This is a genomic window from Actinomadura sp. BRA 177 (assembly GCF_013372625.1).
Taxonomy (GTDB): Bacteria; Actinomycetota; Actinomycetes; order Streptosporangiales; family Streptosporangiaceae; genus Spirillospora.
Map to the genome: position 1 here is coordinate 1 of NZ_JABXFD010000098.1, position 14,549 is coordinate 14,549.

Annotated in this window: 19 protein-coding genes; 8 read left to right on the forward strand and 11 right to left on the reverse strand. The window is 68.9% G+C overall.

Annotation, left to right across the window (positions count from 1 at the left end; all coding sequences use genetic code 11):
- Positions 1-71: 71 nt before the first annotated feature.
- Entirely contained in the window at positions 72-662 is a 591-nt protein-coding gene (locus tag HUX53_RS02190) for a TetR/AcrR family transcriptional regulator (protein WP_176401495.1), read from the reverse strand.
- A 73-nt stretch (positions 663-735) separates the two neighbouring features.
- On the opposite strand from HUX53_RS02190, the gene HUX53_RS02195 reads away from it, so the two are divergent.
- Both HUX53_RS02195 and HUX53_RS02200 read left to right on the forward strand, forming a co-directional pair.
- Positions 736-2,577, forward strand: coding sequence for a cellulase family glycosylhydrolase (locus HUX53_RS02195; RefSeq protein WP_176401496.1), 1,842 nt, complete (start codon positions 736-738; stop codon positions 2,575-2,577).
- A 131-nt stretch (positions 2,578-2,708) separates the two neighbouring features.
- Positions 2,709-3,239, forward strand: coding sequence for a hypothetical protein (locus tag HUX53_RS02200; protein WP_176401497.1), 531 nt, complete (start codon positions 2,709-2,711; stop codon positions 3,237-3,239).
- Between the two features lie 85 nt (positions 3,240-3,324).
- Here HUX53_RS02200 and HUX53_RS02205 read toward each other — a convergent pair whose 3' ends face one another.
- Positions 3,325-3,735, reverse strand: a complete 411-nt coding sequence (locus tag HUX53_RS02205; RefSeq protein WP_176401498.1) for a phosphoribosyl-AMP cyclohydrolase — start codon at positions 3,733-3,735, stop codon at positions 3,325-3,327.
- A 331-nt stretch (positions 3,736-4,066) separates the two neighbouring features.
- Between HUX53_RS02205 and HUX53_RS02210 the strand changes: the two genes are divergently transcribed.
- Together HUX53_RS02210 and HUX53_RS02215 are read left to right on the forward strand one after the other, a co-directional pair.
- The gene (locus HUX53_RS02210) at positions 4,067-4,396 is read left to right on the forward strand and encodes a hypothetical protein (protein WP_176401499.1); all 330 of its coding nucleotides are present in this window, start codon (positions 4,067-4,069) and stop codon (positions 4,394-4,396) included.
- The gene (locus HUX53_RS02215) at positions 4,396-5,028 is read left to right on the forward strand and encodes a nucleotidyl transferase AbiEii/AbiGii toxin family protein (RefSeq protein ID WP_176401500.1); all 633 of its coding nucleotides are present in this window, start codon (positions 4,396-4,398) and stop codon (positions 5,026-5,028) included. The genes HUX53_RS02210 and HUX53_RS02215 overlap by 1 nt, the downstream gene beginning before the upstream one ends.
- 217 nt (positions 5,029-5,245) lie before the next feature.
- Here the strand turns inward: HUX53_RS02215 and HUX53_RS42900 are convergent, their stop codons facing one another.
- The 3 genes from HUX53_RS42900 to HUX53_RS02230 are packed head-to-tail and all read right to left on the reverse strand — an operon-like array spanning position 5,246 to position 6,461.
- On the reverse strand, positions 5,246-5,431 hold the full coding sequence (locus tag HUX53_RS42900; RefSeq protein WP_369009180.1) for a DUF397 domain-containing protein: 186 nt from the start codon (positions 5,429-5,431) through the stop codon (positions 5,246-5,248).
- Complete coding sequence (locus HUX53_RS02225) at positions 5,377-5,580, reverse strand: DUF397 domain-containing protein (RefSeq protein WP_176401502.1); 204 nt, start codon at positions 5,578-5,580, stop codon at positions 5,377-5,379. Before HUX53_RS02225 ends, HUX53_RS42900 begins: the two co-directional genes overlap by 55 nt.
- Positions 5,577-6,461 carry a helix-turn-helix transcriptional regulator gene (locus HUX53_RS02230; protein WP_176401503.1) on the reverse strand — a complete coding sequence of 295 codons (885 nt, stop codon included), beginning with the start codon at positions 6,459-6,461 and terminating at the stop codon, positions 5,577-5,579. The genes HUX53_RS02225 and HUX53_RS02230 overlap by 4 nt, the downstream gene beginning before the upstream one ends.
- A 204-nt stretch (positions 6,462-6,665) precedes the next feature.
- Here HUX53_RS02230 and HUX53_RS02235 point away from each other — a divergent pair, with 204 nt between their 5' ends.
- On the forward strand, positions 6,666-7,070 hold the full coding sequence (locus tag HUX53_RS02235) for an ATP-binding protein (protein ID WP_176401504.1): 405 nt from the start codon (positions 6,666-6,668) through the stop codon (positions 7,068-7,070).
- Here HUX53_RS02235 and HUX53_RS02240 read toward each other — a convergent pair.
- Positions 7,057-7,377, reverse strand: a complete 321-nt coding sequence (locus HUX53_RS02240) for a helix-turn-helix domain-containing protein (protein ID WP_176401513.1) — start codon at positions 7,375-7,377, stop codon at positions 7,057-7,059. The genes HUX53_RS02235 and HUX53_RS02240 overlap by 14 nt on opposite strands.
- Positions 7,378-7,474: 97 nt before the next feature.
- Here HUX53_RS02240 and HUX53_RS02245 point away from each other — a divergent pair, with 97 nt between their 5' ends.
- Both HUX53_RS02245 and HUX53_RS02250 read left to right on the forward strand, forming a co-directional pair.
- A complete protein-coding gene (locus HUX53_RS02245; RefSeq protein WP_176401505.1) occupies positions 7,475-8,347 on the forward strand; it encodes an NAD(P)-dependent oxidoreductase in 873 nt (290 codons plus the stop codon).
- Between the two features lie 25 nt (positions 8,348-8,372).
- On the forward strand, positions 8,373-8,858 hold the full coding sequence (locus tag HUX53_RS02250) for a GNAT family N-acetyltransferase (protein ID WP_176401506.1): 486 nt from the start codon (positions 8,373-8,375) through the stop codon (positions 8,856-8,858).
- On the opposite strand, the gene HUX53_RS02255 is transcribed toward HUX53_RS02250, so the two are convergent.
- The 5 genes from HUX53_RS02255 to HUX53_RS02275 form a co-directional block, all read right to left on the reverse strand.
- Positions 8,855-9,289, reverse strand: coding sequence for a hypothetical protein (locus tag HUX53_RS02255; protein WP_176401507.1), 435 nt, complete (start codon positions 9,287-9,289; stop codon positions 8,855-8,857). The genes HUX53_RS02250 and HUX53_RS02255 overlap by 4 nt on opposite strands.
- 35 nt (positions 9,290-9,324) lie before the next feature.
- Positions 9,325-10,107, reverse strand: a complete 783-nt coding sequence (locus HUX53_RS02260) for a hypothetical protein (RefSeq protein WP_176401508.1) — start codon at positions 10,105-10,107, stop codon at positions 9,325-9,327.
- A 307-nt stretch (positions 10,108-10,414) separates the two neighbouring features.
- Positions 10,415-11,221, reverse strand: coding sequence for an SDR family NAD(P)-dependent oxidoreductase (locus HUX53_RS02265; protein ID WP_176401509.1), 807 nt, complete (start codon positions 11,219-11,221; stop codon positions 10,415-10,417).
- 93 nt (positions 11,222-11,314) lie between these two features.
- Positions 11,315-12,232 carry a hypothetical protein gene (locus HUX53_RS02270; RefSeq protein ID WP_176401510.1) on the reverse strand — a complete coding sequence of 306 codons (918 nt, stop codon included), beginning with the start codon at positions 12,230-12,232 and terminating at the stop codon, positions 11,315-11,317.
- A 286-nt stretch (positions 12,233-12,518) separates the two neighbouring features.
- Entirely contained in the window at positions 12,519-12,968 is a 450-nt protein-coding gene (locus HUX53_RS02275) for a hypothetical protein (protein WP_176401511.1), read from the reverse strand.
- Positions 12,969-13,087: 119 nt separating this feature from the next.
- Here HUX53_RS02275 and HUX53_RS02280 point away from each other — a divergent pair, with 119 nt between their 5' ends.
- Positions 13,088-14,281 (forward strand): site-2 protease family protein, encoded by a 1,194-nt coding sequence (locus HUX53_RS02280; RefSeq protein ID WP_176401512.1) that lies wholly within the window; start codon positions 13,088-13,090, stop codon positions 14,279-14,281.
- The last annotated feature ends 268 nt before the right edge of the window (positions 14,282-14,549 follow it).

A 14,549-nucleotide genomic window follows, 5' to 3' on the forward strand; every position in this document is an offset into this window, starting at 1 on the left:
CTCCATGACCGCAACCGGCCTCGAACGCCGTCCGACTCGACCAACCGGCGCGGTCGCTGGACGGGGCGGGATCAGTCCTGGGCGGGACGGTCGGTGATGAGGGCGGCGAGGGTCGCGGCGAAGCGGTCGGGGGCGATGTCCGCCGGGGGACGGCCGAAGAAGCCGCGGGACAGTTCGTATCCGGTCAGGGCGGACACCACGACCGCGAGCAGGGCATGCGGGTCATCGTGGCCGGCCCCGGACGGCAGGTCGCGGGCCAGGTGCTCGGCCTCCTCGGCGATGCCCTGGTCCACGAGGAGGCTGCGGATCCGGCGCGTCAGGTCGGGGAACCGGCCGTGCTCCCGGGCCAGCAGGTTCATCAGCGGCCTGACCTGCGTGAGGTACTCCAGCTGCTGGACGAGCCGGCGCGTCAGGGCTTCGCGGGGGTCGGCGACCGGGCCGCGCTCGAACTCCTCCCGGCGCTGCTGCGCCCGGGCCAGCTCGCGCTCGAAGACCTCGCGGAAGACCTCCTCCTTCGAGCGGAAATGCCGGTAGAAGCTGCCGCTGCCGGGGGACAGACCGGCGAGTTCCTCGATGTCGGTGACGGTGGTGCCGCCGAATCCCTGCTGCTGGATCAGCTCCAGGGCGGCGTCGAGAATGCGGTCGCGCGTGGTGGATGGCACGGGATGCAAGATAGTTCTTGCAGATGCAAGAAGGTTCTTGCACACTGCTGGAGCCCCCGGAAAGGCCCCCGCCATGGCAGCTTCGCCCGTCCGTTCCCTCGTGGCCGCGGCAATGGTCGCCGCCGCCGCGACGGCCATCGCGCCCCCCGCCCACGCCGACATCGCGGTCTCACCCCAGCAGCAGAACTGGGTGTTCCGGGACGACGCAGGCCGGCAGATCACGCTGCGCGGCTTCAACGTCTCGGGCAGCACGAAGCTCTACGAGAACGACCTCCTGCCGTTCCGCAGCACCGCCGACGCCGCGAAATCAGCGCAGGCGATGCGCGACCTGACGGGCGCCAACGCGATCCGTTTCCTGATCAGCTGGGAGGGCGTCCAGCCGGCGCCCGACCGGATCGACTACGCCTATCTCGACCGGGCCATCGCGCAGATCAAGGCGTTCACCGACCGCGGCATCCGCGTCCTGCTGGACTACCACCAGGACCTTTACTCGTCCCACCTGTTCAACTCCGGCAGCTGGTACACCGGGGACGGTGCACCGGCCTGGGTGATCGACGCGGGCGACTATCCGAAGGAATCGTGCGGCATCTGCATCATGTGGGGCCAGAACATGCAGACCAACGCCGCCGTCCGCGAAGCCGCCTACGACTTCTGGCGCAACCGGGTGCTCTCCACGCCGGCCGGGCAGATCGGCGTCCAGGACGCCTACCTCGCCCAGGCCAAGGCGACGATGACCTACCTCAAGCAAAAGCTCCACCAGCCGGCCTTCGAGAACATCCTCGGTCTCGACCCGTTCAACGAGCCCTTCGACGGCGGCCTCGACGGCAAGAGCGGCCTGGACTGGGAAAAGACCTACCTGATGCCGTTCTACCAGCGCGTCCGCACCACCATGGACCAGGCGGGCTGGACGGCCAAACCCACTTTCGCGGAGCCGCTCGTCTTCTGGAACACCGGCTTCTTCGAACAGGGCGGAATGACAACGGTCGGGCAACTCGGCACCCGCATGGTGTTCAACACGCACTACTACGACGGCGCCCGCATGACCCTGGACCCGTCCGCCGCGTCCGACGGAACCTACGACTCCGCCATGAACGAGATCCGCCAGCGCGCCGCCGACCTCGGAACCACACCCCTGGTCTCGGAGTTCGGCAACAAGATGTCAGACGACCGCACGCCGTGGATGGTCCGCGCCATGTACCAGGCGATGGACTACGGCGTCCCCGGCAAGAACTGGTGGAGTTCCCCCGCGTCCGGCGGCCAGGTACTATCCGCGCTCCAATGGCACTGGGACATCTACAGCGGCCGCCACCACGAACTGATGAACGGCAACCCCAACAAGGTGCAGACGACCGGCGACGGCTGGAACGACGAGGACCATTCAGTCGCGGCCACCGACAACGCCGGCAACGTCACCCTGCGCCTCGACCGACGCATCCTCGACCGCCTCTACCCATCCGCCGTCAACGGCGAAACCCTGGCCTTCGCCTTCGAAGACCTGGCCCGCTCCGGCTACGGCGCCACCGGCCAGCAAAAGGCATGGCTGACGCCCCCGTCCTCAATGCCGACCGTCACCACCCTCCTCCAAAACCGCCAGTACGGCATCCTCGTCTGGCGCTCCTCAGGCACGACCACCCCCACCGACCTGCACCTACCGAACTCCTTCGCCCCCGCCGAAACCGCCGTGGTAAGCGACATAACAACCCTCACCAGCGTCCCGGCAAACGGCCAAATCGCAGCGACCCCAGAGCCCGGCTCATCCACAGCCAAGCGCCTGCAACTGACCACTCAAGACAACGCCGTCCACTTCGCCCTAGTGGTCAACACCGCAACCGGCACCCCGCCCACCACAACCCAACTGACCGCCGCCCGCACAGAACTAGCAACCTGGCTGACCCAAAAGTTCCCAACCAACTGACGGAATCAGCTCGGGTCTACAACCCGCCTCTGGTTACAGCCTGCGAGCCTCTGGGCATGGCAACTACCTGACGTCGGCTTTACGGTGCCCAGAGAAATGAGCCTCCAGGCGATGCCATGTGCGGAGGATGGATGATCCAGATCACTCTTGGGGAGAAAACGCAACTCGACTCTCAGGAAGACCCGCTCGGTCGCGCTTACCTCGGCTTCACCGAGGAGATGACCGACGAGCAGTTGTACGAGGCCAATCACGGCCGCTGGATACTCGGCCCGCGGGCGGACAACGAGCGGTTCGCGATCTTCAACGCGAAGGGGGTCATCCGGCAGGCGATCGAGATCGAGCGGATCGTGCCCTCCGGCGACCGCCGCGCCATCGAGGGCAAGATCCTCGCTGCCGGGCACCCGGTCTACGACGCCTACGTGGGCAAGCCCGCCCCGGCTGGCCCCTTCCGCAACCCGATCGCCTATTTCGAGTCAGAGCACGATGCCCGCGTGTGCGGCTGCGGCTGTGGCGCGGTGGTCGCCCCCGGCCACTTCCTGCCCGGCCACGACCAGAAGGCCCTCTACGACCGCGTGGCCAAGATCGGCACCGTGCACGACTTCATTCTGTGGTTCGACCAGTTCTACGAGCCCCAGGCGGCCGAATCGGACACGGAAATCTGACCAAACGGACGGCGGCGGTGCGACAGAGGCGCGCTGCCAATGCCGGGGAGATGCCGCAGGCTTGAGGGACGTGGCCGGAGGGCGGTTATGGCTCGATGTGGCGGAGGGAATCGGTGTCGGTTAGTGAGCGGTAGTAGCAGGTGGGGCGGGCCTCGCCGGATGGGAGCTTGGTGTGGCAGGCGCCGCCCGTCGTGCGGTTGACCAGGTAGAGGAGGGAGTTCTGCTCGCAGTTGACGCGGACGTCGACCAGTTGCAGGACGTCCCCCGACGTCGCGCCCTTGCGCCACAGCTCGTTGCGGGACGTCGACCACAGGACGGCGATCCGCTCGTCCAGTGAAGCCTTGAGGGCCTGGTCGTTCGCGTAGCCGATGAACAGGACGTCACCGCTGGTCGCGTCCTGCAGGACGACGGGCACGACCCGCGCCCCGGTCGCCGCGACGCCGGCGAGCTTGTCGAAGTCCAGGGTGAGCCGCGTGCCTTCTTCGAGTTCGTTCACCCCGCCATCCTGCCCGCTGGACCGTCCCACGTCCTCCCATGACACCCGAACGGCGGCAGGGACGACCCCGCGGGGACTGCGCTTCTGCCCACAGCACTGCGTGCTGCCACCGCCGTCCCCGCAGCGGGCAACGCCAGTACGGCCCGGCCGGGGTCGCCCGCGTGCTGACCATCGGCGGTTGCTGTCCCTGGGCCTCCTCATCTACGGCCGGCAAAGACCCGTCCGCTAAGGCGATCATCGCTCGTCCCGCCAGAAGCCCGTCATGCTCTGGGCGGGCTCATCTTGATCAAGCCGTGCGGTCCTTTGGGCTCGATAGGGCACACTGGTGTGCATGAAGGGGCACAGGGCAGCGCCGTTCAGTTACGCCGAGACCAGGCCGTACGAGGTGGCCGGGTCGCTGGGTGAGCTGCGGGGCCCGAAGCACGGTGTGGTGGTGCTTCCGCTGGAGTTGGCCTGGGGCGGCCGGACTGAGTTCGACCTCGATGACGACTACGATCGAGCGGCCCTCTACAAGATCGTATTGGAAGAGGGCGGTGTGGAGCATCAGCGGCGGCTGGTCAACGGTCAGCTGCTGATGGAGCACTGGGACGAGGTTCTCCCAGCGCGTCCGGTGCGGGCTCTGTGGGAGCGGCACTTCCCACAGCTGCGGCATGCCGCCTGATGGATCGGTTCCAGCACCGGCTGGTCGGCATCGCGCTGGAAATCGTCGGTGACCGGGGTTTCGTGCTGGGCGGTGGACATGCCGTTCAGATGCACGGGATGGGCGCGCGTCCCTCGGAGGACATCGACCTGTTCTCGTCTCGGCGAGGAAGCCCGGAGCAGGTGGCCGACGAGGTCATCGCCGGCTACGCGCGGCAGGGCCTGCGAGTTGAGGTGGCCCGGCGTACTCCGGACCTCGTCCAGATGACGGTTACCGACTCCGATGACCATGCCTGCAAAGTGGATCTTGGGGTGTTCTGGCGGGCTCACGCTCCGGTGGTACTGGAGATCGGCCCGGTGCTGCACCCCGACGACGCCGTGGCGGGCAAGATGGACGCCCTGTTCAACCGGTGGGCACCGCGCGACTTCCTGGACATCGACGCGATTCTGGTCAGCGGGCGGTACGGCCACGACCGCCTCCTGGCCGTTGTGGCTGAGCACAATCCGGGCTTCGATACCGCGCTGTTCGCCGAGTCGCTGTCCTACCTGCACCGCATACCCGACCGGGACTTCACCGCCTACGGCGTTCCCAGCGCGCAGATCGAAGCAATGAGAGACCGGTTCGCTGCCTGGGAGCGCGAGCTCTCGCCATAGGCAACACGCTGCCGTCACTCGTCCATCTACTCCGTCGCCGTCCGGCCCGTGAAGCACTTCGCCTTGGAGGGCCGTTTCCTCGGACGCGCGGGCCCTGGCAGTCCGGCCTGGACGCCGACGAATAAGACGATCGCCGCTCGTCCCATCCAAGCCACGCGACCGGCACCCGTCCAGGCCAGAGAACAAGCTGAGGTGGGCGGGCACTGTGTGGTGGTACTTACGCCCTGAGTTGGCGGCGGAGGACAGCCAGCTCCACGCACTGGCTTCCCCCCTGGCTGCCACTGTGGCTGCTCCTTTTCCAGTGGACCCGCGTCTGGGAGAGCACCCCCTCAACCCTCTCCAGGTGTCTCAGGACGTGCGGTCTGGCGCGTTGGCCTTGAGTTGGACGAGCAGCGCACCCCACGCCTCCCGGTTCAGGGCGAGACGCGGCCCGTCCGGATCCGTGGAGTCACGAAGGCCGACCACACCGTCCCGTCCAGGAGGCAAGAGCGCGCACTCCACACACGTCTCAGACTGGCTGGCGCTGTAACTGCTCTTCCGCCACCGAGTCATCTGCTCTTCCTCTCAGTCATGCAGTGTTGAAGGTCATGGACGGTTCGTTCTATCCGCTCGCGGCTCTCACTCGCAGAGAGAGTAACTTGGCACAGAGCAGCCTGGACGCCCCGATATGCAGCAACGCCCTCTTCGTCTTCGATGAAGACCCTTCTCCGGAGACAGTCGACGGTCACGATCGGGAAGTTCCCTGCTTCAACGTCCAGGATCGTGAACGATCCGTCAACACCCGGGTTGTTGGGGGCGGCGAACGGCAGAACTTGTAGGTGGACGTTCGGCCATTCCATGAGTTCGAGGAGGTAACGGAGCTGGTCGATCATGACCGGACGTCCACCCATGCGTTGGCAGATCGCGGCTTCCCCAAGCACGACTTTGATCACCAACGGATCCGGTCGCGTGAGGGCCTCCTTGCGGGCCATGCGGTATGCGACGCCTTCGTCAATGTCACTCAGGCCGCTGCTGGGAACGGAGGCCATGACGGCGCGTGCGTACTCCGGGGTCTGGAGGAGCCCGGGGATGAGGTCGGTGTGGTACGTGAAGAGTTCCGAGGAGTCCTGTTCGAGCATCACGTATTCGCCGTAGTTCGGCCCCTTCCCCGGCAGTTTGTGACGCCGGATCCAGTCGCGGGAGCGGCCGCCGGTGGCGAGGCCGACCAGCGCGCTTCTCAGGTCGTCGCCCTCCTCGATGCCGTACATCATCAGGATGTAGGTGACCTCGTGGACGCGGGCCACGACCTGGGCGTTCTCCATCCGGCCGAGGGCGGACTTGGAGATGCTGAGGTAAGTGGCGGCCTGGTCGAGGGTCAGGCCGCGGTCTTCGCGGATCTTGCGTAGTTGGACGCCGAGTCGCCGGCGGCGAACGGTCGGGGGTCGTGTCACCATGACACCGATTGTCACTGACACAACACATGGTGTCATGCATCTTCCAGAAAGCGGGAAATCCCGCTTTCGGGGAGTCCCGCAGGGCCGGTCTCCCCCTTCCGGTGAAGGCGGTTGTGGGGCTTCACCTGGGCATTCATGCTTGCGGGCGTCCGTCTTACCGAAGGGAGTGAGGCAATGACGCTTTGTGAGGCCGGGCCCGGGGACATGCGGTTCCTCGGGACGATCACGGTGCCCGGTGTGCCGAGGTCCGCGCAGGTGGCGCGGGCTTTCGTGAGCGGAGTCGCGCCAGATGTGGACGATGAGGCCATGGCCGACATCGTGCTCTGCGTGGACGAGCTGGTCGCGAACGCGTGCGAGCACACCGCGTCCGGCACGGGTGGCCAGGTCACCGTTGTGGTGAGCGCCCGCGAGGACATCCTGCGCGTCACCGTCCTCGATCAGGGCGGCGCCCAGGGCCAGCCGCGCGTGCGAACCGAAATCTGCTCGGAGGACGGTCGCGGCCTGTTCCTCGTCGACGCCCTCTCGAAGAGCTGGGGCTGCCAGCCCGCGCTGAACGGCACTGCGGTTTGGGCGGAGTTTCGTGCGATGCAGGCCGTCAGTGGTGAATGAGGATGTTCTTCCGTCCCCAGGCGCCGAGCGGGGAGAGTGCCTCGTTGAGCGAGATGCCGAGCGAAGTCAGTGAGTACTCGACGCGGGGCGGCACCTCGTCGTACGCCTCGCGGTGCACGATGCCGTCCAGCTCGAGTTCACGCAGTTGGGCGGCGAGCACCTTCTCGGTCACACCGGGCAGTTCCCTGCGCAGCTCGCCGAAGCGGTGCGGTCGCTCGTTGAGCGCCCACAGGATCAGCACCTTCCATTTGCCGCCAATCACGTCCATCGCCGCGTCGATCCCGCACACGTACGAACCCGGCCGCATCGTCCCGCCCCCTGACCTCGTCACTGAGGTCAGGGTAACCACGCACTTCAAAGTGCGTACTTGATCATCTGCACGGCCGGCGCCCAGCCTGGACGGCATGGGACATGACATGAAGAACGTCAGCGTGCTCGGTCTTGGCGCGATGGGCGGCGCGGTCGCTCGCGCGTGGCTGGCCGCCGGGTACGAGACGACCGTCTGGAACAGGACGGCGAGCCGCGCCGAGCCGCTCGTCGCCGAGGGCGCGAAGCCGGCGGCCACGGCAGCCGAGGCGGTCGTCGCGAGCGGGCTTGTGGTCGTCTGCCTGCTGGATGACGCGTCGGTCGGGGAAGCCCTCGCCGACGCCGATCTCGCGGGCAAGGACCTGGTCAACATCACTACCGGAACCCCAGGTGAGGCCCGCAGCCGCGCAAGCTGGGCGGTTGCGAGAGGTGCCCGCTATCTGGACGGGGGCATCATGGCCGTGCCGCCGATGATCGGCGTCCCCGAATCCGGCGCCTACATCCTCTACAGCGGGTCGCCGGAGCTATTCGCTGAGAGGCGGGACGCATTGGCCATCCCGGCGGGCGCCAGGTATGTCGGCGAAGACCCTGGTTCGGCCGCTCTGCACGATGTGGCGTTGCTGAGCGCGATGACCGGCATGTTCGCCGGTATGTCGCACGCGTTCGCGCTGACGCGCGGGACGTCCCCGAAGGAGTTCGCGCCGCTGCTCGTCGAATGGCTCACCGCCATGGCCGGCGCGGCGGACGGGATGGCGGCGCACCTGGAGACCGGCGACTACACCTTGGGCGTGACGTCCAACCTCGCCATGATGGTGCAGGGCAACGGAACCCTGCTGCGCACGGCCGAGGAGGAGGGCGTCAGCTCCGAACTCCTCACTCCGTTCATGGCGCTCATGGAGCGCCGTCTCGCCGGCGGGCACGGCGACGAGGGCACCACCGGCGTGGTCGACCTGCTGCTCAGCGAAGCGTAGGGGCGCCTCGGGAAGGGGACGACGAATGATCGTGAGACCGGCCGAACCCGCCGATCTGCCGACCCTCGCACAGCTGTGGCGGACGGCCTGGCTCGACGGCCACGAAGGCCACGTCGCCGCCGAGTTGATGGATGCGCGCGGCCCCGACCACTTCGCCGTCCACGCCGAGAAATACGTGGGTTCCACCTTCGTTGCCACCGGGTCTGAGGGCCAGATACTCGGGCTGATCATCCTCGGTGACGACGACGGCGAGGTGATCCAGTTGGCCGTCGACGGCTCCGCCCGCGGCCAAGGCGTCGGCGGCACGTTGCTGCGCAGCGCGGAGGAGCGGTTCCGGGGACGGCATCGTGAGGCATGGCTCGCGGTCGTCCCCGGCAACGCACGGGCCCGGCGCATGTACGAGTTCCACGGATGGCGCGACACCGGCCCGGCCACCTACCAGGCCCCGACCGCGACAGGCACCGTCGACGTCCCCGTCCACCGCTACATCAAGGCCCTGGCCCCGTGCTAGGGGTGTGCGGGCGTGGTCAGCTGCGGGATCGTCGCGCCCGGCACCGGCTTGCCGCTCCCCGCACGTCCGCCGCATGAGGCGCGTACGTTCTCACCTGTTGACGACGCCTGATGCACGACCTTCCCGTCCGCGACGATCGTGCACGTGATGGTTCCCGGCTTGTCCGCCATGAAGTTACCGGCCGATATCTTCACGAACTCGTCCTTCTGGAACTTGTACGTCACCTTGAAGGGCAGCGGTTGCCGTTCGTGCTCCTCGGAACCGTTCGGCGTCTCCACGTACAGATTGGCGGTGGGCTCGTCACCGGTGACGATGTAGGAGATCTCGACCTCTCGGTCGACAAGCCCACCGAGCAGTCCGAGCAGGAAGATCACCACGATCACGATCTCGGCGATGACCGCTACGAACTGCAGGCCGTCGGGCAGCCTCACCGTCGGCCATCCATCGTTCCGGCGGAACCTCGGTTTCACACCGGCTCCTTCTCGTCCATGGCGAGGGTGAGGCCGGCCTTTCTCGCGTCCGCGACGCGCCGCCGAAGCTCCGCCAGCGGTGTCCGTGACGAGAGTTCGTCGATCTCGGCTACGGCCAGGTCGTCCTGGACGGTCCGCGCGAGCAGTTCCCGCAGGTCCGTCCTGATCTCCTGGATCTCCTCGAATGCCTGCCACTCGCGGTAGGCGGTATCGGCGGCCCGTGTCCGCTCCGCATACCGCTCCAGCGCGACCACCCGGCGCCGCAGCCCCACGTCCGACGTTTGGGCGGCGCGCCACTCGGGTTCGAGCATCTCGCGCATCCGCCGGCTGTCGGACCCGACCTCCCTGAGCCGTCGCCTGACGTGGGTCAATTCCGCGCACAACCGCGCGATCTCCCACTCCTGTCGCGGCAGTGCGACCGCGTTGGCGATGCCGTCCAGCAACCCCGCCTCGCCGACTTCGGAGTCCATGATCGTGACGACGGCCGCTTGCGCCCGCTGGACGCACTCCAGCGCCCGCGCATCGAAGTCTTTCGCGACGTAGTACCTGCCATGCCACTCATAGGCCAGCCTGCGCGGCAGTCCCTCCTCATGCTGGACGAACAGGATCACCGCGAGCAGTGCCTGAAGGACCGTGACCACCAGCAGGAACGTTCCGAACCCGTGGAACAGCGACGCGACCAGCCCGGCCTGAAGGACGGCTCCCAGCGCGCCTCCGGCCCACCCGTAGACGAAGGGCAGCGCCACCGCCGGGATGAGCCCGCACGTCACACCCGCCACAAATGCATCGCTTGCCGCATGCGTTCCACGACCGCCCAGACGCAGCTTCCCCGGCGGCTCCAGGGAAGCCGCTCTCAACCCTTTCGGGTGGTTCGTCAGGAGGCACCGGTCGTGGAGCGGCACCTCCGGGTCCACGACGACCCGGAACACATCGTCCACGCTCCACCTCCGCCGGGGCGATGACCGGCACCTGATTATTGCCGAGCATCTCGAAGCGCGAGAAGTCTCCGTCCATCGGACGCCGGGCGATCGATCACCGTTCCCTTCAACCGGCGATGCGATCACCCGGCCGCCCGAGGCGCGGCGGTCAGAGTTCCTTGAGGAAGCCGGAGTCGACGGCGTAGTCGGCGCCGGTCGTGCTCGCCGCGCGCGGCGACGCCAGTTGGACGATCACATCCGCGACCTCCTGCGGGGTGGCGAGGCGGCCGGTCGTGAGGGACATCATCTCGGCGGCGCCGCCGTTGAGCACCGCGTCGCGATCGGAGCCGGTCGCGCCGGCGATGACGTCGGCGGCGCCGCCCTCGTCCGTCCACCACGGGGTCCGGACCGGGCCGGGCGAGACCGCGTTGACCCGGATGCCCTGCGGCGCGTACTCCTCCGACAGCCCCAGCGTCAGGTTGGTCAGCGCCGCCTTCGCCGCGTTGTAGTCGTAGTTCATCGGCCCGGGACGCCGCCCGTTCCCCGACGAGACGTTCACGATCGACGCCGCGTCGCTGCGCAGCAGGTGCGGGATCGCCGCCCGCACCGTCCGGACCACCGTGAACAGGTTGAACTCGAACATGTCGCGCCAGTCGTCATCGGACGGGGTGAGGAAGCCGAACCGCGGCAGCGTCGCCCCGGGCGGCGGGCCGCCCGCGTTGTTGACCAGCACGTCGAGGCCGCCGAAGACCTCCACCGCGCGCTCCACTGCCAGCGCCGGAGCACCCGGGTCCATCAGGTCCGCCGGCACGTGCAGCAGGTTCGGCCCGGCGAGCGCGTCCAGTTCGGCCCCGGACTTGCGCGACACCGCCACCACGCGGGCGCCCTCGTCCAGCAGCGTTCGCGTGACCGCGAGCCCGATCCCCTTCGACGCGCCGGTGACGACCGCAACGCGTCCGGCAAGCCGCAGGTCCATGGGTTCCCCTCTCAAAGAACGAGCACGCCCAAATGGAACGTGCGCCCCATGAACCCCACCCCGGCCAAGGCCGTTGCACCCCCGACGAGACGGTCACACCGGTTCTTTGTCGCCCAGGGTCAGGGCGAGGCCGGCCTCCTTCGCCGCCTCGACGGCCCGCTGCAACTCGGCCAGCGGCGTGTCCGCCGAGAGCCGGTCGATCTCCGCGACGGCCAGGTCGTCCTGCGCGGTCCGGGCGAGCAGTTCCCGGACGTCCGCCTGGATCTCCTTGATCTCCTTGATCGCCACGCACTCGAGGTACTCGGCGTCCGCGGCCTTCGTCCGGTCGGCGTAGCGCTCGAGCGCGGCGACCCGCCGCTCGATCGCCGCAGCCGGTATCTCGAGTGCGCGGCGCTGCGGCTTGAGCACCTCGGTCAGCCCCGCGTGTTCGGACCGCACCCTCTCGATCTGCCGCGTGACGCGGGTCAGCTCCGCGCACGTCCGCGCGATCTCCCACTCCTGCCGCGGCAGTGTCACCGCGTTGGAGACGTCGTCCAGCAGGCCCGCCTTGCCGACCTCGGCGTCCATGATCGCCGCGATGGCCGCGCGCGTGCGCTCGATGTATCCCAGTGCCTGCTCATCGAAGTCATCCGCAAGGTAGTACCTGCCGTGGCGCTCACGCCCCAGCCGGCGCGGGCTCATGTCCATGGGTTGCCGGACCACCAGTAGGACGGCGTACAGGACCTGGAGAATCACCAGCACGGTCAGGAAGAGATGCAGGCCGCCGAACCATGCCGCGACGATTCCGGCCTGCAGGACGGCCCCCAACGCGGCATGGCCCCATCCGTTGATGGACATCACCAGGGGAAAGACCCCGGCTAGCGCGCCGCCCACGACCCGGCCGACCAGGTCTGCCGCCGTGCGATCAGCCAGGCGCGTCTTAGCCGGTTCGGGCAGCGACGCCGGCGTCAGCGCGTCCGCATGGGATGCCAGGACTTCACGTTCCTTCTCCGGCACCTCGGGATCGACCACGGGGCGAAAGGTTCCGTGCACGGTCCACCTCCGCCCCACCCGCACGCACCACCGGCCATGGCCATATCTCGAAATTCGAGAAATGCCCCGATCGTACCGGACGTCGATCAGCCGCCCAGGGCGCACACCAGACCGCCCCATCACCGTCAACGGGTCGAGCCAGAGCCTTGACCTCGGCGCGGCGTCCACAAGCCCGTTGACCTGCGGCGTGTTGCCCCTATCTGACTGCCAATAAGGGCAACACGCCGCAGGTCAACGCACCCGGTGAACGTTGATGGTCACCGCGCTAACGCAGCGCGTCGTAGACGCCGGCGGCTACGACGCCGTAGGCCAGGTGCGGGACGGCGTCCATCACCCAGTCGGAGACCGACCACTGGCGGGGGTCGGTCAGGCCGAGTGCGGTCATCGGCGCGCTCGATCCGAGCATGGCGAGCACTGTCAACGCCGCGGTCGCGACCGGCTTCGGGACGCTGCGGCGCCCGGCGAGCAGGCCGTACGCCGCCCCGGCGCCGAGGCCGGTGCCGAGGCCGAGCATCGGCCCGAGTCCCGCCTTCCGGTTCTCCGCCTTCTCCTCCTCGCCGAGATCGGCCCCGGCGACGTCCGCCATCTTCTCCACGCTCTGCTCGGGCGTGCTGCTGGCCGGACGTCCCCGAACCGCCATGTCGAGGTATGTCACCACATTGAGTGCGGTGGTCCCGGCGGCTCCGGCGACCAGTCCGCGCGTCATCTTGTCCATGTCCCCGCGCTACCCACCCATTCCGCAAACCCACGCACGGCCGCTGAAGGACGGCATACACGTCCGGGCCGCGGGTAGGCCGTTCGCAGGCCGGCAAGGGCGGTGGACGAGGGAGACTGATGAGGGCGTCGATCCGGCTCGGTCAGATCGCCGGTATCAAGGTCGGCCTCAACTTCAGCGTGCTCGTGATCGTGGTGATCCTGGTCTTCGGGCTGGCGTTCGGCAGGTTCCCGGAGGTGAATCCGGGTTTCTCCACGTGGGCCTACGTCGTGGCGGGCGTCGCGAGCGCGCTCCTGCTGCTGGTGTCGCTGCTGGTCCACGAGCTGGCGCACGCGGTGGTCGCGCGCCGCAACGGCATCGAGGTCGCCGGCATCACGCTGTGGCTGCTCGGCGGCGTCGCCGAACTGCGCGGCGAACCGCGAAGCGCGGGCGCGGACCTGCGCATCGCCGCCGTCGGCCCGCTCGCCAGCGTCGTCGTGGGCGGGATCTTCGCGATCGCCGCCTTCGTGACGTCGGCCGCGACCGGCCCCGGCCTCGGCGTGGAGACGCTCGCCTACCTCGCCGGCATCAACGGGATCCTCGCCGTCTTCAACCTGATCCCCGCGGCGCCGCTGGACGGCGGCCGGGTCCTGCGCGCGTTCCTGTGGTGGCGCCGCGGCGACCGGACCGCCGCCGCCGTCACCGCCGCCCGCGCCGGCCGCGTCTTCGGCTTCGTCCTCATCGCCCTCGGTTTCATCGAGTTCGTCATCGGAGTCGGCTTCGGCGGGCTCTGGCTGATCCTGATCGGCATGTTCGTCGTCGGCGCCGCCAGCTCCGAAGAGCAGCAGACGCGGGTCAACGCGGCGCTCCACGGCATCCGCGTCGGCGAGGTCATGACCCCCGACCCCGTCGTGGCCGACGCCGGGCGGTCGGTGCAGAACCTCATCGACGAGGCCGTCCTCACCCACCGCTTCTCCACGTACCCGCTGGTCGAGGACGGACGTCTGGCGGGCCTGGTGACGCTGAACCGCGTCCGCGCCACACCGTCCGACCAGCGCCAGACGCTCCGCCTCGCCGACATCGCCTGCCCGCCGGACGAGGTCCCGACCGCCCACCCGGACGACCCGCTGACCGACCTGCTGCCCCGCATGGCGGGCTGCACCGACGGCCGCGCCGTCGTCCTGGGCGACGGCGGCCAGGTCGTCGGCCTGGTCAGCCCGAGCGACATCAGCCGGGCGATGCAGACCAGCGACTTCCGAGGCAGCCGCCCCTACCCGCCCCCGCGCGGCGCCGACCTGACCCTCCCGCACGACAAGAACCCCTGGACGTCCTGAGGTCCGGGCGCTCTCGTCCCCCCCGACGGCCGGCGCGCCCCCGCGCCGCGGCGCCCGGACCGCCGCCGCCGTCACCGCCGCCCGCGCCGGCCGCGGCCGCGCCCCGCCCCGCCACCGCCCGACCACCGCCGGACGCTCCGCCCCGCCCGGCGGCGCGCACCGCGGACGTGCCCTGGGGGGCGCGGGACGCTCGGGGTGCCCAGCGCGCGCGGTCTCCGCCCGTGGTCCGGGAGGCACACCCGCGCGTCCTGCCCCACGCCGGGCGCCC